The sequence below is a fragment of the Pyxidicoccus trucidator genome, from assembly GCF_010894435.1.
GTDB classification, from domain to species: domain Bacteria; phylum Myxococcota; class Myxococcia; order Myxococcales; family Myxococcaceae; genus Myxococcus; species Myxococcus trucidator.
Map to the genome: position 1 here is coordinate 389,379 of NZ_JAAIXZ010000001.1, position 18,243 is coordinate 407,621.

Below are 18,243 nucleotides of genomic sequence, written 5' to 3' on the forward strand. Positions count from 1 at the left end.
CAAGCGACCAAACTGGCTATTCATGGCGGTATTCCGGCCCCTCCGCCGTGAGTCCCAGGGTGAAACGGAGCGCGGCTTCCAGGTCGGGGAGGAGGAAGGGGAAGCCGAGCCGCTCGGCCGCCGTGGGGAGGACCCGGGCCCCCACCAGCACCGTCTCCTGGCCCATCTCCCCGAAGAGGGTCCGGATGACGGGGGCCGGCACCGGGAAGAAGGCCGGCCGCCTCAGCACCTTGCCCAGCGTCCGGGCGAAGTCCACCTGCCGCACCGTGCCGGGCGCCACCGCGTTGATGGGGCCCCGCGCCGCCTCGGTGAAGAGGGAGAAGTGGATGAGGCCGATGACGTCCTCCAGCGACACCCAGCTGAACCACTGGCGGCCGGAGCCGACGGGGCCACCGCCGCCCGCCTTGAACGCGGGCACCATCTTCGCCAGGGCGCCCTCGCGCGCGTCCAGCACGGGGCCGATGCGCAGGCGCACCACGCGGATTCCGGCGGCCTCGGCGGGAGCGGTGGCGGCCTCCCAGGCGCGGCACACGTCGGCGAGGAAGCCGGTGCCGGGGGCACTCTCCTCGGTGAGGGGCTCATCGCCCCGGTTGCCATAGATGCCGGTGCCGACGGCGCACACCAGCACCTTCGGCTTGCGCTTCATCCGAGCCAGGGCCTCGCACAGCGTGCGGGTGCCCTCGGTGCGGCTCTTGAGGATGACGTCCTTGTACTCGGGCGACCAGCGCTGGCCGGCCACGTTGGCGCCGGCGAGGTGCACCACCGCGTCCACGCCCTCCAGCGCGTCGGTGTCCACCTGGCCCTTGTCGGGCGACCAGGCCACCTCGCCCTTCGCGGCGTCCGCCTTCCCGCGCACCATGCGCTTCACCCGGTGGCCCCCCGTGGTGAGGAAGGGCGCCAGCGACGAGCCCAGCAACCCCGAGGCCCCGGTGATGGCCACGGTGAGCGGCCCCTGCCCCGCGAAGGCGGCGTGCCGGCGCAGGTCCTCGCACGTCACCCGGTGCCGGTAGGCGAACATCCGCGACAGCTTCGTGCGGGTGAAGCCGCCACCGAAGGCGCTGCCGAGGAAGCCCACGGGCAGGACGTACTCAATCTCGTCCTGAAGGGTGGAGGACGTGGCCGACGCCGGGTCCGGCAGCATCCTGTGGGTGTGGACCCACTTCGAGAAGGGGCCGGACACCTGGGTGTCCTGGAAGTGGGAGCCCTCCTCGTAGACGGTGTGCTCGGCCACCCAGCGCTGGGAGATGGGCCCTACCTTGAGGCGGACGACGGCGCGGGTGCCCTGGCGGATGCCGTCGCCGGTGCGCTCCACGACTTCCACCCGCTCCCAGGGGGGAGACAGCCGCTCGAACGCCCCCTCGCGGGCATGCCAGGTGAATACCTCCGCGGCGGAGACTGGCATCCGGCTGCGCGCATCGAAGACGTGCGACTTGCCCATGTTCCCTCCCGGGGCGACAGTGTGGCCGCTCATGCTTACCCCGGACCCCATCGAGCGCGCAGTGGATTTGCTGCGGCGCGGCGGCGTCGTCGCCCTGCCCACGGAGACGGTGTATGGCCTCGCGGCCAACGCCGAGGACGAGCTGGCCGTGCGCCGCGTCTTCGCCATCAAGGGCCGCCCCGCCACCCACCCGCTCATCGTCCACATCCCGGGCGTCGAGCACCTGGCCTCGTGGGCGCGCGTGGTGCCGGAGGCTGCTCACCGTCTCGCCAGCGCGTTCTGGCCGGGCCCGCTGACGCTGGTGCTGCCGCGCACGCCGCGAGCGACGGACGCCGTCACGGGCGGGCAGGACACGGTGGCGCTGCGGGTGCCGAATCACCCCATGGCGCTCGAGGTGCTGCGGAGGCTCGGAGGTGGGATTGCCGCGCCGAGCGCCAACCGCTTCGGCCGGGTGAGTCCCACCACGGCGGAGCACGTGGCGCGGGATTTGTCGGGAGACGTGGACCTGGTGCTGGACGGGGGCCCGTGCACGGTGGGCGTGGAGTCCACCATCGTGGACCTGAGCACGGACGAGCCCTCGATTCTGCGGCCCGGAGGGTTGGCGGCGGAGGAAGTGGAGCGCGTGCTGGGGCGGAAGGTGCCGGTGCGGACCGAGTCCAAGGTGCGCGTGTCGGGCTCGCTGGCATCACACTACGCGCCACGCGCGGGGGTGGTGCTGGCGGAGCCTCGCGAGGCGTTGGCGCGAGTCCAGGCGCTGCGGAGCCAGGGCCTGCGCGTGGGAGTGCTGGGCCCAGAGAGTCTCGGGCTGCCGCCGGACGTGCCGCGCTTCGACGTGCCCGAGGACCCGGCCGGGGCCGCGCGCGTGCTGTACGCGCGACTGCGCGAGGCGGATGAGCAGGGCCATGACGTGCTGGTGGCGTGCCTGCCCGCAGCGAGCGGATTGGGCATCGCCGTGCGCGACAGGTTGGCCCGGGCCGCCGCGCCTCGCGACTGACCTTCCCAGCAACCTGGCGCAAAGACTTGCCGCGTCTGGCTGAACGCTGAAGGTCCTGAAGTTGCCCCGGTCGGAACCGGGGCAACTCCAGCGCAAGAAGCGGCGCCCGCTTATCAAGCGAACGCCACTACACCTGGCACGACCGCCAGACCATCAATAACAGTCGCAGTGCGTGTCGATGCAAGACCAGTTGCTGAAACCCAAAGACGTACAATACGGCTTGCATTCAGCGTCCTGCTCCGAAAAACACCGAACGTTCACCTCCAACGGAAGCGGCTCGGCGACGGCGCTGTTCACACCAAAGCCGACGAACGCACCAACCCCTACCGCTGCCACCAACTGCAGAACACCGCGGACGTGACGGTTCATGTTGCTCTCCCTCTGGCTGTCAGATGCCCTTGCGGCACCTGGTTGACGAGTCGTTGCGGCGAAGACGCGAACCCTCGCTCCGGCCTGTGAATGCCCGCTGCATTGCCAGACCAGAATTCATCTGGCACGCATAAGAATAGCAACAACACCAGTCGCCAAGTCAATCAAGAACAAGTATCTGTCTGACAGAAATGCGTGGCACCAGCGGCCATTCTGGAAATAATCAGCAGCACCGTCAGACCCAGCTCCCCTGCCCGCGTCAGGCAATGACTTCCTCACCAACGCCGCCTCGCGGCTCAGACGCCAGCGAGCTTCCGCACAATGGAAGCCCGCACGCGCTGCTTGAGGCTCGGCTTCCCGAACGTGAGGCTGCGGAGGTCCGTCGGCAGCTCCGTCAGCACCCGATACCCATCCGCGGTGACGAGCACCGTGTCCGAGTGCCGGTATCCCCCGACACCGCGCACGTAGATTCCGGGCTCGATGGAGATGAGCATGTTCCGCTCCAGCCGGTGCTCGCTGCCCAGGGCAATCCACGGCGGCTCATGGTTGCCCAGACCAAAGCCATGCCCGGTGCGGTGCAGGCGCTGATTCGGGTCTCCAAATCCCTCCCGGGCCAGGAACTCCGTCACGGCACTATCAATGTCCGCCGCGAAGACACCGGGGCGGACCAGGTCGAAGGCAATCCGCCGGGCCTCCAGCATCAGCGCGAAGAGCCGCCCCTGCTCCGCCGTGGGAGACACGGTGAAGAAGGTCCGCTCGCACTCCGCCGCATAGCCATTGACGCGCGTGAGCACCAGCGCCACATGCGGCCCCCCGTCGAGCGTCATCGTCGCGCCGGGCACCGAGTGCGGCTCGCTGCTCAGCGGCGCGGGCCACGGCGCCGCGAGGACATCCGTGGCGAGCGCGTCGAAGTGCTCCTCCTCCTGGATGATCTTCCGCCGCAGCGAGGTGGTCGTCATGTACCCCTCGATGACGCTCGCCCCCTGGTATGCCGAGCGCAGAATCTCCTCCACGCCCCACACCGCATACCGAGCCGCCCGCTCGATGCGCTCCACCTCGAAGTCGGACTTCACCATGCGGATGGGCTCGAGCAGCTCCAGCGCGTGCCCACCGGCGGCCACCAGCACCGCCGCCCTGACATGCGGAGTGCCCGGCTCGAACGCGAAGCCCGTCCTCAAGAGCGTCCCGAGCGCGTCCTGCCACCCCTGCCCCACTGGCGCCGGAAACTCCGCGTACGCGAGGACCTCCTGCGAGCCCGGCCCCCACCCCTTGCGCAGGTGCTCCTGCTCCAGCAGCGGAACCAGCAGCAGTCGCCTGTCCCGGGCCGCATCGACGACGAGGAAGAACGGCCGTTCCAGCGGCTCGGCGGTCGCCCCGGTGAGGTAGAAGATGCTCTCCGTCGAGGTGAGCACCAGCTGCTCCACGCCTCGCGCCCGCATCGCGGCCACCAACAGGTCATGCCGGCGCTGGAACTCCGCGCTCTCGGCGGCCGAGTAGACACGCTCCACGTTTTCACCCTTCCGGTCCGGTTGCGTCGCCCCGGAACCGTACTTGAACGAGTCGGCTCGCGCAGGTGAACGGTGAACGACGCCTCGCGATATGCGCGGCCACGTCCTCCGTTTTCAGGGTGTCCCGCGCGCGAAGGTCCCTGCCCCGAGCCGCGCGGTCCCCCCACTGATGAAGAGGATGGAGCACCCATGACGACGAAGCCCTGGCTCCTGGCGGTACTCGGCGCGCTGCTCATGACGGGTTGCGCGAGCAGCCCGCGCAAGACGCTGATGGAGCGCACCAGCAGCTATGTGGTTTACGACCTGCCCGCGCAGCAGGTGATGGACGCCGCGGAGGAGGTGCTGGGAGAGCGAGGCTACGCCCTGCTGCCCAGCACGGACCCGCTGCTCCTCCAGACCCCCTGGAAGGTCTCCGGCAACTTCGACGTCTGGTCCGCCTGGTCCCGCCGCTACGTCGAGGGCCGCAAGCGCGCCGACGGCCGCATCGTGGTGCGCGCATTCGAGGTCGCCGCCAACGTGCCCGCCCGGACCCAGCTCCTGCCGGGCATGGCCTCTTCCGTTTCCGGGACACCGGAGGACAAGCAAAACACCACCCCCACCATCATCCTGGCCACCGAGCCCGTCCTGGTCCGCTCCGCCAGGCCCGTCCTCCGCCGGGACTTGGAGCTCGAGTGGGCCATCATGGAGCGCCTCAACCCCGAGTTCGCCGGGCGCGTCAAGGAGCAGGTCGACGATTACCTCGCCCAGGGCGCCGCCCCGGACCTTCGGTGAATCGGCCGGGTGACGTACTTGAAATGTCCTCACCGGCTCCGATATCCCGCGAGGTACTCCAGAGGAGCGTCCCCGCGTGAAGCGAAGCCTGTCCGGCCTGGTCGTCGCCCTGTCCCTGTTCGCCTGCAAGGAAGAACCCCGAGGGAAGATGGAGCCCATTCCCCGTCCCCCGGGGATGAATGATGCACCCGCCCCCGAGGCGGACACCCCCGCCGCGCCTGCACGTCCCGCCGTGGACCCCTCCAAGGTGGTGCTGCGCTGGAAGCTCGCCTCGGGCGCGCCCGCTGCGTGGCGCCTCACCGTGGAGCGCACGGGCGGCGAGCCTGCGGCCAGCGAGCCGGAGGACAAGCCCGCCAAGGGCCGCAAGGGAAAGGGCAAGGCGAAGGAGGAGAGCCCCTCGCCCCGCTCCCCGGCGGCCGCGGCCTTCCCCAGCGCCCTCACGTACGTCATGGAGCGCACCGACTCCGGTGACTACCGGCTGCGCGTCGTCCCCGAGGGCAGCGGCGCCACGGCGGACGAGGCCACCATGAGCGAGCGCGGCTTCGTGCTGGAGGGCCTCCAGGGCATCACCCGCAACACGGCCACGCTGGTGCTCGAGCTGCCCCGGGACGCGGTGGGCCCCGGCGACACCTGGTCGCTGGCCACCGAGCTGGTGTCTCCGGACGAGCTCGGCACCACGTTCCAGGGCGCCCCTCCCGAGCGACGCAACCGCGTGAAGCTTGCGTCCCTGGCCCCCGCCGACGGGGGTGAGCAGGTGGCCACCGTGGAGTACGACCTCTACGAGCTGCGCTCCGGCAAGTACCGCCCCCCGCGCAAGCCGGCCACCGTGCCCGCGCGCGAGGCCGACGAGGAGTTCGACCGGAAGAACGAGGGCGACACGGGCGAGGCCGACGTCAGCGCCGAGGTGAAGGTGACCGGCCGCGGCGAGTTCCTGGTGAAGGCTGGCCGCTGGCGCTCCTGGGAGGGCACCCTCACCACCGTGACGAAGGGCCCCTTCCCCGCCGCCGCCCTCCAGGTGCCGCCGGGCACGCTGAGGCTGCGCCTCACCGAGCTCGAGTCGGCTCCGCCGTCGCCCCAGCCCACGGCCCAGCCGCAGCAGTAGGCGCGGCGTCCGACTCGCGCACCAGCCGCACCACCGCGTCCACCCACGCCGGGTGGGCGTTGAGGGAGGGGACGAGCGTCAGCGACTCGCCCCCCGCCTCGACGAACTGCTCCCGGGCGCGGATGCCCACCTCTTCCAGCGTCTCCAGACAGTCCGCGACGAAGGCCGGGCACATCACCGCCAGCCGCTTCACGCCCCGCTGCGCCAGCTCCGGCAGCACCACGTCCGTGTAGGGCTTCACCCACGGCGTGCGCCCCAGCCGCGACTGGAAGGACACTGTCCACCCCTGCCCCTGTGGCCCCAGGCCCAGCCGCTCGGCCAGCCCCCGCGCCGTCGCGAAGCACTGCGCGCGGTAGCAGTGGCGGTTGGCCTCCGTCAGCGCGTCACAGCAGCTCGAGGACGCCAGGCAGTGCGTCCCCGAAGGGTCGCTCTTCTTCACGTGCCGCTCCGGCACGCCGTGGAAGCTGAAGAGGACGTGGTCCGCGCGCGCCTCGGCAATCACCGGCCGCGCCACGGCGGTGAAGGCGTCCAGGAAGCCCGGGTGCGAGTGGAAGGCCGGCACCGCGCGGACGTTGGGCACGTCCCACCCCTCGGTCATCACCTCGTACGTGCGCGCCAGCGACGACGCGGAGGAGGACGCGGCCTCCTGCGGGTACAGCGGCAGCACCGTGAAGTCCGACACCCCGCGCGCCCGCAGCGCCGCCACCGCGTCCGGAATGGACGGGCTGCCATAGCGCATGCCCAGCGCCACCTCGTACTCGCCCGCCAGCCGCTCGGACACCGCGGCCGTCAGCTCCCGGCTGAACACCAGCAGCGGAGAGCCCGCCTGCGTCCACACCTTCCGGTACGCCTCCGCGCTCTTCGCCGGGCGCACCGGGAGGATGATGAGGTTGAGCAGCAGCCAGCGCCCCACCGGGTGGATGTCCAGCACGCGCGGGTCGCTGAGGAACTCGCGCAGGTAGCGGCGCACCGGCCCCGTCTCCGGAGCGTCCGGCGTGCCCAGGTTGAGCAGCAGCAGCCCCCGCTTCGCGCCCGGCGTGGCCATCAGTGCAGGGAGTTGGGAAGGGTGAGGGCAAACTCGGCGATGCGGGCCTCGAAGGTGGCACCGTCCGGCCGCACCATGTCGTAGGTGCCGCGCATGGTGCCGAACGGCGTGCGCAGCATCGCCCAGCTCGTGTACTCGAAGCGCTCGCCCGGCTCCAGGCTGGGCTGGCGTCCCACCACGCCCTCCCCCTTCACCTCCTCCACCTTCCCGGTGGCATCGGTGATGACCCAGTGGCGCGACTTGAGCTGCGCGGGCGCGCTGCCCTCGTTGGCGATTTCCACTGTGTACATGAAGGCGAACTGCCCGGCCTCCGGAGAGCTGCGCTCCGGCCAGAAGGTGGGCTTCACGGTGACGCGGATGCCATCAGTGGTGGCAGTGGAAGACATGCCTCCACATTTGGCGCCAACCCCCTCCGGTTGCAAGGAAAACGCCGGGTTGCCGGCCCGGCGGCCGCTCAGGTCTTCGCGCTCTCGCGGTCATGCCCCGGGTCCGGCGTCTTGGGCCAGATGAGCGAGGCGACGATGGAGCCCACCAGGATGCCGGCAATCACCCCCAGCGACAGGCCGATGGGCACGTGGATGTCGAAGTACGTGATGAGCATCTTCACGCCCACGAAGCCCAGGATTCCGCTCAGCCCCACCTTGAGGAAGTGGAACTTGTCCATGAGGCTGGCCACCACGAAGAACAGCGAGCGCAGGCCCAGAATCGCGCACACGTTGGACGTGTAGATGATGAAGGCGTCCTGGCTGATGCCCAGCACCGCGGGGATGGAGTCCAGGGCGAAGAGCAGGTCCGTGGCCTCCACCACCAGCAGGACGATGAACAGCGGCGTCACCTTGCTGCGCCCGTCCTCCTTCACGAAGAAGCGGCTGCCCTCGCCCAGGCGCGACACCGGCAGCACCCGGCGGGCGAACTTGACGATGCCCTTCTGCTCCGGGTCCAGCTCCTCTTCCTTGGACACCAGCATCTTCACCGCGGTGAAGACGAGGAACGCGCCGAACAGGTAGATGAGCCAGTGGAAGCGCTGCACCAGCGCCGCGCCCGCGATGATGAGGACCGCGCGCATGATGAACGCGCCGACGATGCCCCAGAAGAGCACCCGGTGCTGGTGCTCGGGCGCCACCCGGAAGTAGCTGAACACCATCAGGAAGACGAAGAGGTTGTCGACGGAGAGCGCGTACTCCACCACGTACGCCGTCAGCCACTGCAGGCCCTGCTCGCCGCCCCGGAAATGCCAGAGGCCCGCGCAGAACAGCATGCTGATGGTGATCCACACCACCGTCCAGATGCCCGCTTCCTTGGGCGTCACCGCATGGTCCTTGCGGTGGAACAGCCCAAGGTCCACCGCGAGCATCGCGAGGACGAAGACGTTGAAACCAATCCAGAGCGCGGCTTGCGTGTTCACGTGTGATTACCCGGTGCAGTGTCCAACCGGGCGCACCCTACTGGCGGCGCGCCCGGGCGTCGACCCTTCCGTGAGGAAAGGTCCTCCTCGACTCGACCCCACCACCGTCCCGCCGTGAGCTACTCCGTCGCCGGCCGCCGCAGCACCACCACGGAGCGGCCGGCTGCCTGCACCTTGCCGCCCGCGGGGGTGTGCGTGCGCTGCGACTCACCCGCCGCCGCCGTGTCCACCACCAGCTCCCAGTCCGCTCCCCACTCCATCGCCGGCAGCAGGAAGGTGATGGGCTCGTGGTGCGCGTTCATCAGCACCAGCAGCGTGTCCCCGACAATCCGGTTGCCCTCGTCGTCCGGGGTGGCGATGGCGTCTCCGCCCAGCAGGAAGGCCAGGGAGCGCACATACGGCTTCTCCCAGTCGTCCTTCTTCATCTCCTTCCCGTCCGGCCGGAACCACGCCAGGTCCTTCAGCTCGCTGTCCCACATGTGGGCGCCGCGGAAGAAGCGCCGCTTGTGCAGCACGGGCTGCTCGCGCCGCAGCTTGGCCATGCGGCTGGTGAACTCCAGCAGCGCGCGCTGGGTCTCGTTCAGCTCCCAGTTCACCCAGGACACCTCGTTGTCCTGGCAGTAGGCGTTGTTGTTGCCCTTCTGGGTGCGCCCCATCTCATCGCCGCCCACCAGCATGGGCACGCCCTGGGACAGGAAGAGCGTGGCCAGGAAGTTGCGCTTCTGCTGCTCGCGCAGGGCGTTGATTTTCGGGTCGCCCGTCTCGCCCTCCACCCCGCAGTTCCAGGAGTGGTTGTCGTTGGCGCCGTCGCGGTTCTCCTCGCCGTTCGCCTCGTTGTGCTTCTCGTTGTAGGTGACCAGGTCGTGCAGCGTGAAGCCGTCATGCGCGGTGACGAAGTTCACGCTCGCCGTCGGCTTGCGTCCGGAGAGGGAGTACAGGTCCGAGCTGCCGGTGAGCCGGTAGCCAATCTCCGCCGCCTGCCGGTCATCGCCCTTCCAGTAGCGGCGGATGGTGTCGCGGTACTTCCCGTTCCACTCGCTCCACAGCACCGGGAAGTTGCCCACCTGGTAGCCGAAGTCGCCCACGTCCCAGGGCTCGGAGATGAGCTTCACCCGGCTGAGCACCGGGTCCTGGTGGATGATTTGGAAGAAGGCCGCACGGGTGTCGTAGCCGTGCCTGTCGCGCCCCAGCGTGGTGGCCAGGTCGAAGCGGAACCCGTCCACGTGCATCTCCTCCACCCAGTAGCGGAGGGAGTCGGCGACGAGCTTCAGCGAGTACGGGTTCGTGGCGTTCCACGAGTTGCCGCACCCGGTGACGTCCATGTAGTAGCGCGGGTCCTTCTCCGTGAGCCGGTAGTACGCGCTGTTGTCCACGCCCTTGAAGGACAGCGTGGGGCCGTGGTGGTTGCCCTCGCAGGTGTGGTTGTAGACGACGTCGAGGATGACCTCGATGCCGGCACGGTGGAGCTGCTTCACCATGCCCTTGAACTCGTCCACCTGCTCGCCCCGCGAGCCCGACGCGCTGTAGCGCGCATCCGGCGCGAAGAAGCCCAGGGTGTTGTAGCCCCAGTAGTTCACCTTCCCGCGCTGGATGAGGAAGGGCTCGTCGACGATGTGGTGGATGGGCAGCAGCTCCACCGCGGTGACGCCCACCTTCTTCAAATGCTCGATGCTGGCCGGGTGGGCCAGCCCCGCGTAGGTGCCGCGCAGGGGCTCGGGCACGCGCGGGTGCAGCCTGGTGAAGCCCTTGACGTGCAGCTCGTAGATGACGGTGTCGGGCCAGGGGATGCGGGGCGGGGCGTCGTCCTCCCAGTCGAACGTGTCCGACAGCACCACCGCCTTGGGCACGCCCGCCGCGTCGTCGCGGGCATCCAGGAGGAGGTCCTCGTCCTTGCCCGTGGCCGGCGCCGGGTAGCCGTAGATGGGGGCCTTGTAGTCCACCTTGCCGTGGATGGCCCGGGCATACGGGTCCACCAGCAGCTTGTGCGGGTTGAAGCGCAGCCCCTTCTTCGGCTCGTGCGGGCCGTGGACCCGCAGGCCGTAGAGCGTCCCCGGCTGGAGGTCCGGCGCGTAGCCGTGCCACACGTGGTGGGTCGACTCCAGCAGGGGGAAGCGGCGGGTCTCCTTGGAGGGGTCATTCGCATCGAAGAGGCAGACCTCCACCTTCTTCGCATGCTCGCTGAAGACCGCGAAGTTGACCCCGTGCCCGTCAAACGTGGCGCCCAGGGGGTACGGCTTCCCTGGAAGCACCTCGGCCCTCCTCATCCCGTGCTCCTCTCCAACAACACCACCGGGAACTCCGCCAGGAGCGGTCCGAGGGGCAGCACCACGCCGCCCGGCCCACGCTCCGGCCGCACCTGACGCCCGGTAAAGACACTGCGGAACATCATGCCCGCATATGCCTCCGGGAGGTCGAGGAACGTGCTCCCATAGGCCCCCGACAGGCCTTCCGGGGATTCCAGGGCCGACAGGGTGTAACGCGGTGCACAGGCCACCACCACGTTCTCCCCCTGCTCGCGCGCGAAGCCCACCGCCGCCTGTGCCCGGGGGCCCGTCAAGTCGAGCGCCCGGTAGCCGCCGGAGCGGAACAGCCCCGGCTGGCGCTGCCGCAGCCGCAGCGACTCGGCCAGGACGAAGAGCTTCACCCGACCGTCATCCATGTCCTGCGTCAGCCGGGCGCACAGCCCGGGCCGGTCCGTCGCGGCCTCGGTGTCCAGCGCCTCCAGCAGCCGCGCGCGCAGGGAGAAGTCGACGGGGCGCCGGTTGTCCGGATCCACCAGCGACAAGTCCCACAGCTCGCAGCCCTGGTACGTGTCCACCACGCCGGGCGAGGCCAGCTTCATCAGGAGCTGGCCCAGGGCGTTGAGCTGCCCCGCGCGCTCGATGTGGCGCTTGAAGGCCCGCGCGTCCTCCAGGAAGGCGCCGCCCGTCTTCGGCTCGAAGCAGCCGTCCACGAAGCGGCCCACGGCCTCGTCATAGGCGCTGTCCGGGTTGGTCCACGAGGTGCGGACCTTGGCCTCCTTCATGGCCTTGCTCATGTACTCGCGCACCCGGCGCTGGAAGTCCGCCAGTTCCTCCTCCGGGTGGGACTCGCCCATGGGCCAGGCGCCCACCAGCGTCTGGAAGAAGAGGTACGCGTCGTTGGGGCTCGGCGCGGGGCCGGAGGGCAGCTGCGTCACCAGCCCCTCGGTGAGGCGGGCCCACTTCCTCACCCGCTTGCGCCACTCCTCGGGCAGCTCGGTCAGCACGTTGATGCGCGCGCGCACGTCCTCGCTGCGCTTGGTGTCGTGGGTGCTGGAGGTGAGCTGGCTCGCCGGCCAGTGCTCCGCGCGCTCCTGGTTGCGCAGGTGGAAGGTGGTGGCGCGCACCCCGAAGCGCTCCGGCTCGCCGCCCACCTCGTTGAGGCTCACCAGCCGGTTGTAGATGTAGAAGACGGTGTCCTCCAGGCCCTTGGCCATGACGGGCCCCGTGAGCTGCTGCAGCTTCATGGCGAAGCGCAGCATGACGGCGCGCTCGCGCTCCTGGGTGTGCTCCGGATAGCGGCGCAGGAGGATGTCGCGCAGGAAGTCGAAGATGGACGCGTTGGTGGTGGCGTTGCGCTCCTTGGCGCGCTGAATCGTCCACTCCACGTACTGCACGTCGCGCGCGTCCAGCTCCGGCCGCCAGCCATCCACATAGGTGCGGTAGACGGGGAACAGGGCGATGAACTCCACCAGCGCCCGCCGCAGCGAGTTGAGCGTGAAGTCGCGCGTGCGCCGGTTCATCTCGGAGATGCGGTTGAGCTCGTGGGCCAGCACGTTGATTTCGCTGGCCATGGACACGCGCATGATGAGCAGCTTCTTCTGGTAGACGAGCTCCGCGAAGTCGGCGCGCTCGCCGACGAAGGCCTCGTACGTCTCGGACAGGGACGCCTCGGCCCCCGCGTTGACGAAGATGCCGCTCACCGCGTTGGCGAAGCGGTAGCCGGTGGTGCCGTGCACGGCCCAGGACTCGGGGATGCGCTCGCGCCCGCCCTGAATCTTCTCCACCACCACGTACAGCGCCTTGCGCAGCGGGCTGTCCGGGTGTGCCGTCACCTCGGCCCGCCAGCGCTCGCGCAGCGACGTCTCCACCGAGGGCCAGCGCGTGTCGGCCTCGCCATGCTCCTTCAGGAAGAGGGCATGGGCCCGCTCCAGGAAGAAGCGCTCCTGCAGGTCCAGGAAGTAGGCGGTGGGGTCGAACAGGCCGTCCGGGTGGTCGATGCGCAGGCCCGTGACGAAGCCCTCGCGCAGCCAGCGGAAGATGCGCGCGTGCGCCTCCTGGAAGACGTCCGGGTCCTCCTCGCGGATGGCGGCCAGGCCGTTGATGTCGAAGAAGCGGCGGTAGTTGATTTCCTCGCCCGCCACCCGCCAGTGCGCCAGCCGGTAGCTGCTCGAGGACAGCACCGAGTCCAGCAGGTCGAACGAGCGCGCGTCACCGGGCTGGCCGTTGAAGACGCGGACGTTGTCCTCGATATAGGCGGCCACCTCGGGGCTTCCGGCCACCACCGCGGCGAGTCGGCGCTTGATGACCTCCTTCTCGCGGTGCCGCTCGATGACCTTGGCGCGCTCCACCTCCGTGCGCGCCGGCAGGTGCTCAATCGCGGTGAGGACGGAGAGCAGCTCCAGCATGCACGGGTGCTCGGCGCCGAGCTTCGCCTCCAGCCGCTCCAGGCCGTGGCGGAGGATGCGTCCGTACTGGCGGGGCGCCACCGGCAGCAGGTGCTCGTAGTAGTTGATGAAGAAGGCGCCCTCCCGGAAGGACAGCTTCAGCTCGCCCTTCTCCAGGGTGATGCCGTACTGGTCGCCCAGAATCGGCAGCAGCACCTTGTCGTGCAGCTCCTCCTTCACCGGTGCCCAGTCGATGTCGAAGAACTTCGCGTAGATGGACGAGGGGCCGTTCTCCAGCACGTCGAACCAGAGCCGGTTGTCGCGCTCGATGCCCATGTGGTTGGGCACCACGTCCAGCAGGTGCCCCATGCCGTGCTCGCGCAGGGTGGAGCACAGTGCGGCATGGTCCTGCTCGGTGCCCACCTCCGGGTTGAGCTGCTGGTGGTCCGTGCAGTCGTAGCCGTGGGTGCTGCCGGGCGTGGCCTTCAGGTAGGGGGACGCGTAGAAGTCGCTTATCCCCAGCCGGGCGAGGTAGGGCACCACCTCGCGCGCCTGCTGGAAGGTGAACCCCTGGTGGAGCTGCACCCGGTAGGTGGACAGCGGGGTGTGCGGGCGCGAGCCCAGCTCTCCCTGCACACGTGCGTAGAGGCCCTCGGCCAGGACCTCTGCGGACATGGTGGCGCCCCCCGCCTCCATGGAGGCGGCTCCCTTCTCTTCCAAACCGTCGAGCAACATGCGGCCCAGAGGTAGGTCCCCCTGCGTCCGTCCGCCAGCACGCAGATGCACGTCCGCCCTCTTTCCAACGCTCCATGGGCCCGCCAAGACTCCCTGGAACGGCGAGGGGCCCGCCGCGTGACGCGGCGAGCCCCCGGGTACAACCCACTGCCGGAAGAACCCGGCGGTGCGCAGCTCAGCTCAGCTGCTTGTTCACCAGCGCCGTCATCTCGAACATGGTGACGTTCTTCTTGCCACCGAAGATGGGCTTCAGCTTGTCGTCGGCGTTGATCTGCCGCTTGTTCTTCGCGTCCTGGAGGCCCTGCTTCTTGATGTAGGCCCAGAGCTTCTTGACGACCTCGGTACGAGGCAGCGGCTTGGTGCCGACGATCTCAGCGAGCGCGGCAGAAGGGGTCATCTCCTTCATGAACGAGGCGTTCGGCTTGCGCTTCGCCGCGCCAGCGGTCTTCTTGGCGGCGGGAGCCTTCTTCGCAGCAGCTTTCTTGGCGGCCATTCGTCTTGAGTCTCCTCCCCTCCGAAGGGGACGTTATACGGCTTTGCTTATGTGAAGCTGGAGCCGGATGCGGCGTAGAAGTAGCACGCCCGAGGCCGAAAAACAGCCCTCTGATGCGTTTTTCCCTCGGAGAATGCTCGGAGCAACGCCTCTGGAGCCCGAGAATCCGGCTCGGGAGCACGCTTTCTCCTCGGGCGAGTCCGGTGCGAAACGCCGCCGGAGGCCGAAAATCCGGCTCGGGAGCGCGTTCCTCCTCGGGGAATAGACTTCGGAACGCCTCCCGAGGCCGACAATCCGGCTCCGGCGCCCCCGGCTCCTCGGAGGAGAAGGCGACATCCCGCGGGGATTCTCCTTGCGGACCTGATGTGTTTTTTCGGATGAATCGCCCATGAAAGCTCTCATCACCGGTGCCGGCGGCTTCCTGGGAGCCTGGCTGGCGAAGGCCCTGGCGGCGCGCGGAGACACCGTGACGTGCCTGCTGCGCCCGGGAAGCGACGCCTCCGCGCTGGCCGGCGTCTCCTATAGACGGGTGGAAGGGGACGTGACGGCCCCGGCCTCGCTGGCCCCCGCGGTGGAGGGCCAGGATGTCGTCTTCCACCTGGCCGGCGTGCGACGCGGCGCGACGCGCGAGGACTTCATGCGCGTCAACGCGGAGGGCACCCGCTACCTGTGCGACGCCATGGTGGCCGCTGGCCACCGTCCTCGTCTGGTGCTGGCCGGCTCGCTGGCCGCCATGGGCCCCTCCTCCCCCACCCGCCCCCATGTAGAGGAAGACGCCTTCCACCCCCACGAGTGGTACGGCGAGAGCAAGGCGGAGGCGGAGCGCATCGCCTTCTCCTATGCGGACCGGCTGCCGGTGACGGTGACGCGCCCGCCGCGCATCCTCGGCCCCGGCGACAGGGAGAACCTCACCTTCTTCAAGCTGGTGCAGCGCGGCATCCGCCTGGAGCTCGTCGGAGGCCCCCGTCCGCTGACCATGGTGGATGCGGAGGACGTGGTGGACCTGATGCTCCTCCAGGCCGAGCACCCCAAGGCCGTGGGCGAGGCCTTCTTCTGCGCGGGCCCTGGCGGCCCCCTGTCCCTGGAGCAGGTGGAGGACCTGGGGGCGGCGGCCCTGGGCCTGCACCCCCGCACGGTGCGTCTCAGTCCCTGGATGCTCCGGGCCCTGGCCTCGGCGGCGGACGGGGTGACGCGGGTGACGGGCCGCAAGCTCCCGCTGAACCGGAAGCTGGCGCGGCAGCTGCTGGCCCCTGCCTGGACGTGCTCCGGGGCCAAGGCCGAGCGCCTGCTGGGTTTTCACCCTCGGCGTGATTTGCCGGACTCCATCCGCCGCAGCGCGGAGTGGTACCGCCAGCAGGGCTGGTTGTAGCCCCACTCCCGCCGGGGCATTCAGGCGCGCCCGCCCCCTCCCGCCATCGTTGACCACACCCCCCCAGGAGTGTCAGGAAGCCCGCTGCCCCATGCCCGCGAAAGCTGCCTTTTTCGATGTCGACGGGACGCTCGTGAAGACGAACGTCGTCCACGTCTACGCGTACTACGCGATGAACCGCGGCTCGGTCCTGGGCATCGCGGGACGTACGCTGAGCACCGCCGTCAGCGTGCCGCTCTTCGGCGTCATGGACGTGGTGAACCGGAAGACGTTCAACGAGTTCTTCTACCGCTATTACGCGGGGTTGAGCGAGGACCGGCTCGTCACCATCGCCCAGGACATGTTCGAGGACGTGCTGCAGCCGGCCCTCTTCGAGCAGTCCCAGGACCTCATCGACCAGGCCCGGCGCAGTGGCTGCCGGGTGGTGCTCGTCACCGGAGCCCTGGACTTCACCATGCGCCCGCTGGCCCGGCACCTGGGCGTGGACGACATGATCGCCAACAAGATGCAGTTCGTGGGCGGCAAGGCCACCGGCAAGGTGATTCCGCCCATCATCGAGGGCGCGAACAAGGCCAACGCCATCCGCGCCTACTGCGTGAAGGAGGGCCTGGCGCTGGACCAGTGCCACGGCTACTCCGACAGCGCCTCTGACTACGCCATGCTCGCGGTGGTGGGTCGACCCACCGCGGTGAACCCGGACATGCGCCTGCGCTCCATCGCGCGGGCGTACAACTGGCCCATCCTCGACCTCAAGTAGGCCCCGTTCCCATGCGCCCGTTCAAGACGCTCCAGAAGCTGTACGACGAGGAAAGCCAGGTCGTCATCACCGAGAAGGGCAGCCCCCCGCGGGCCCTCTTCTACGGCGAGGGCTTCCTGCAGGAGGACCTGCCCGTCGGTACGCGGGTCATCTTCCCCCGCCCCCCCATGGCCGGCGTGCCCAACGTCAAGGCCGCCATCCGCTGGGCCATCAACCACCCGGAGGGCATGGAGCCGCTGCACGCCCTGCTCAAGCCGGGCATGCGCCTGACGTGCGTCATCGACGACATCAGCGTGCCGCTGCCGCCCATGGTGACGCCGGACGTGCGCCAGTCCATCCTGGAGGTGGTGCTGGAGCTGGCCGCCGACAGCGGCGTGGACGACATCCACCTGGTCATCGCCAACGCCCTGCACCGCCGCATGACGGAAGGCGAGATGCGGCGCATGGTGGGGCAGAAGATCTACGACGCGTTCTACCCGGACCGTTACTACAACCACGACGCCGAGGACCCGGACGGCATCGTGGCGCTGGAGCGCACCTCCCATGGTGAAGAGGTCTCCGTGAACCGCCGCGTGGCGGAGAGCGACCTCATCATCTACGTGAACGTGAACTTCGTGCCCATGAATGGCGGGCACAAGTCCATGGGCACCGGCGTGTCCAACTACGCCTCGCTGCGCCACCACCACAACCCGAAGACCATCCGCGAGTCGGACTCCTACATGGAGCCGAAGGCGAGCGCGCTCTACAAGAGCAACGAGCGCATCGGGAAGAACATCGACAAGCACCTGAAGGTCTTCCACATCGAGACCTCGCTGAACAACCGCATGTTCGGCGCGCCCACGGACTTCCTCGCCAAGAAGGAAGAGGACTACACCGAGGGCGACCGGCTGAAGTTCCAGGCCATGCGCTACGCCCTGTCGAAGATGCCGCGCGCCGTGGCGCGCAAGGTGCTCAGCGCCGTGCCCGCGCCCTATGACGTCACGGGCGTGTACGCCGGGGCCACCGAGCCCGCGCACCAGAAGACGCTGGAGACGAGCTGGAAGCAGTACGTGGTGCCGGTGGAGGGGCAGAGTGACATCGTCATCTTCCCCATCCCCTTCATCTCCCCGTACAGCGTCAACTCCATCCTCAACCCGCTGCTCGTGCAGGTGATGGGGCTGGGCTACTTCTACAACCTGAACCGCGGCGTGCCGCTGGTGAAGAAGGGCGGCGTGCTGATTCTCCTGCACCCGGCCTACGACGAGTTCGACCCCGAGCACCACCCCAGCTACATCGAGTTCTTCAACCGGCTGCTGCCGGAGACGCGCGACTCGATGAAGCTGGAGCACAAGTACGAGAAGGAGTTCGCGGAGAACCCCAGCTACGTGCACCTGTACCGCAAGGGCAACGCCTACCACGGCGTGCACCCCTTCTACATGTGGTACTGGGGCGAGAATGGCCGGCAGCACGTGGGCAAGGTCATCGTCGCGGGCGCGGAGAACAACCACGTCCCGGCCCTGATGGGTTGGGACCGCACCGACACCCTCACCGAGGCGATTGAAGAGGCGCGCGGCTTCATGGGCCGCTCGGCCACCATCAGCCTGCTGCGGATTGCTCCGACGGTGATGGTGGACGTGAAGTGAGGTCGGAC

The 18,243-nt window shown here is 69.0% G+C and carries 14 protein-coding genes; 6 read left to right on the forward strand and 8 right to left on the reverse strand.

The features are described 5' to 3' along the window. Window positions 1–16: 16 nt before the first annotated feature. A complete protein-coding gene (locus tag G4D85_RS01680) occupies window positions 17–1,438 on the reverse strand; it encodes a TIGR01777 family oxidoreductase (RefSeq protein WP_164007229.1) in 1,422 nt (473 codons plus the stop codon). Window positions 1,439–1,469: 31 nt separating this feature from the next. Here G4D85_RS01680 and G4D85_RS01685 point away from each other — a divergent pair, with 31 nt between their 5' ends. Then, window positions 1,470–2,432: an L-threonylcarbamoyladenylate synthase gene (locus G4D85_RS01685; protein ID WP_164007231.1), complete on the forward strand. Its 963-nt coding sequence runs from the start codon at window positions 1,470–1,472 to the stop codon at window positions 2,430–2,432. Between the two features lie 665 nt (window positions 2,433–3,097). Here the strand turns inward: G4D85_RS01685 and G4D85_RS01690 are convergent. Then, window positions 3,098–4,309, reverse strand: coding sequence for a M24 family metallopeptidase (locus G4D85_RS01690; RefSeq protein WP_164007233.1), 1,212 nt, complete (start codon window positions 4,307–4,309; stop codon window positions 3,098–3,100). Window positions 4,310–4,498: 189 nt separating this feature from the next. On the opposite strand from G4D85_RS01690, the gene G4D85_RS01695 reads away from it, so the two are divergent. Further along, entirely contained in the window at window positions 4,499–5,080 is a 582-nt protein-coding gene (locus G4D85_RS01695) for a hypothetical protein (RefSeq protein WP_164007234.1), read from the forward strand. Between the two features lie 76 nt (window positions 5,081–5,156). Beyond that, complete coding sequence (locus G4D85_RS01700) at window positions 5,157–6,182, forward strand: hypothetical protein (protein ID WP_164007237.1); 1,026 nt, start codon at window positions 5,157–5,159, stop codon at window positions 6,180–6,182. Here G4D85_RS01700 and hemH read toward each other — a convergent pair. From hemH to G4D85_RS01730, 6 genes are all read right to left on the reverse strand, one after another. Then, complete coding sequence (hemH, locus tag G4D85_RS01705) at window positions 6,124–7,227, reverse strand: ferrochelatase (protein ID WP_164007239.1); 1,104 nt, start codon at window positions 7,225–7,227, stop codon at window positions 6,124–6,126. The two genes, G4D85_RS01700 and hemH, sit on opposite strands and share 59 nt — an antisense overlap. Further along, window positions 7,227–7,613: a Co2+/Mg2+ efflux protein ApaG gene (gene apaG / locus G4D85_RS01710; RefSeq protein WP_164007241.1), complete on the reverse strand. Its 387-nt coding sequence runs from the start codon at window positions 7,611–7,613 to the stop codon at window positions 7,227–7,229. Before apaG ends, hemH begins: the two co-directional genes overlap by 1 nt. A 68-nt stretch (window positions 7,614–7,681) precedes the next feature. Further along, window positions 7,682–8,632 carry a TerC family protein gene (locus tag G4D85_RS01715; protein WP_164007243.1) on the reverse strand — a complete coding sequence of 317 codons (951 nt, stop codon included), beginning with the start codon at window positions 8,630–8,632 and terminating at the stop codon, window positions 7,682–7,684. Between the two features lie 119 nt (window positions 8,633–8,751). Then, on the reverse strand, window positions 8,752–10,896 hold the full coding sequence (gene glgX, locus G4D85_RS01720; RefSeq protein ID WP_164007245.1) for a glycogen debranching protein GlgX: 2,145 nt from the start codon (window positions 10,894–10,896) through the stop codon (window positions 8,752–8,754). Continuing rightward, window positions 10,893–13,994, reverse strand: coding sequence for a malto-oligosyltrehalose synthase (gene treY / locus G4D85_RS01725; RefSeq protein ID WP_164007247.1), 3,102 nt, complete (start codon window positions 13,992–13,994; stop codon window positions 10,893–10,895). Before treY ends, glgX begins: the two co-directional genes overlap by 4 nt. Before the next feature lie 175 nt (window positions 13,995–14,169). After that, window positions 14,170–14,487 (reverse strand): SWIB/MDM2 domain-containing protein, encoded by a 318-nt coding sequence (locus tag G4D85_RS01730; protein ID WP_164007249.1) that lies wholly within the window; start codon window positions 14,485–14,487, stop codon window positions 14,170–14,172. 388 nt (window positions 14,488–14,875) lie between these two features. On the opposite strand from G4D85_RS01730, the gene G4D85_RS01735 reads away from it, so the two are divergent. The 3 genes from G4D85_RS01735 (at window position 14,876) to larAH (ending at window position 18,235) form a co-directional block, all read left to right on the forward strand. Further along, complete coding sequence (locus G4D85_RS01735) at window positions 14,876–15,856, forward strand: NAD-dependent epimerase/dehydratase family protein (protein WP_164007252.1); 981 nt, start codon at window positions 14,876–14,878, stop codon at window positions 15,854–15,856. Between the two features lie 91 nt (window positions 15,857–15,947). Further along, a complete protein-coding gene (locus G4D85_RS01740) occupies window positions 15,948–16,613 on the forward strand; it encodes an HAD family hydrolase (RefSeq protein ID WP_164007254.1) in 666 nt (221 codons plus the stop codon). An 11-nt stretch (window positions 16,614–16,624) separates the two neighbouring features. Further along, window positions 16,625–18,235 carry an NPN-dependent hydroxyacid isomerase, LarAH14/15/16 family gene (larAH, locus tag G4D85_RS01745; protein WP_164007256.1) on the forward strand — a complete coding sequence of 537 codons (1,611 nt, stop codon included), beginning with the start codon at window positions 16,625–16,627 and terminating at the stop codon, window positions 18,233–18,235. The last annotated feature ends 8 nt before the right edge of the window (window positions 18,236–18,243 follow it).

Coding starts and splice junctions, on each gene's coding strand:
- G4D85_RS01680 (WP_164007229.1), bottom strand. CDS start 1,438: ATGGGCAAGTCGCACGTCTTCGATGCGCGCAGCCGGATGCCAGTCTCC.
- G4D85_RS01685 (WP_164007231.1), top strand. CDS start 1,470: ATGCTTACCCCGGACCCCATCGAGCGCGCAGTGGATTTGCTGCGGCGC.
- G4D85_RS01695 (WP_164007234.1), top strand. CDS start 4,499: ATGACGACGAAGCCCTGGCTCCTGGCGGTACTCGGCGCGCTGCTCATG.
- hemH (WP_164007239.1), bottom strand. CDS start 7,227: ATGGCCACGCCGGGCGCGAAGCGGGGGCTGCTGCTGCTCAACCTGGGC.
- apaG (WP_164007241.1), bottom strand. CDS start 7,613: ATGTCTTCCACTGCCACCACTGATGGCATCCGCGTCACCGTGAAGCCC.
- glgX (WP_164007245.1), bottom strand. CDS start 10,896: ATGAGGAGGGCCGAGGTGCTTCCAGGGAAGCCGTACCCCCTGGGCGCC.
- treY (WP_164007247.1), bottom strand. CDS start 13,994: ATGTTGCTCGACGGTTTGGAAGAGAAGGGAGCCGCCTCCATGGAGGCG.
- G4D85_RS01730 (WP_164007249.1), bottom strand. CDS start 14,487: ATGGCCGCCAAGAAAGCTGCTGCGAAGAAGGCTCCCGCCGCCAAGAAG.
- G4D85_RS01735 (WP_164007252.1), top strand. CDS start 14,876: ATGAAAGCTCTCATCACCGGTGCCGGCGGCTTCCTGGGAGCCTGGCTG.
- G4D85_RS01740 (WP_164007254.1), top strand. CDS start 15,948: ATGCCCGCGAAAGCTGCCTTTTTCGATGTCGACGGGACGCTCGTGAAG.
- larAH (WP_164007256.1), top strand. CDS start 16,625: ATGCGCCCGTTCAAGACGCTCCAGAAGCTGTACGACGAGGAAAGCCAG.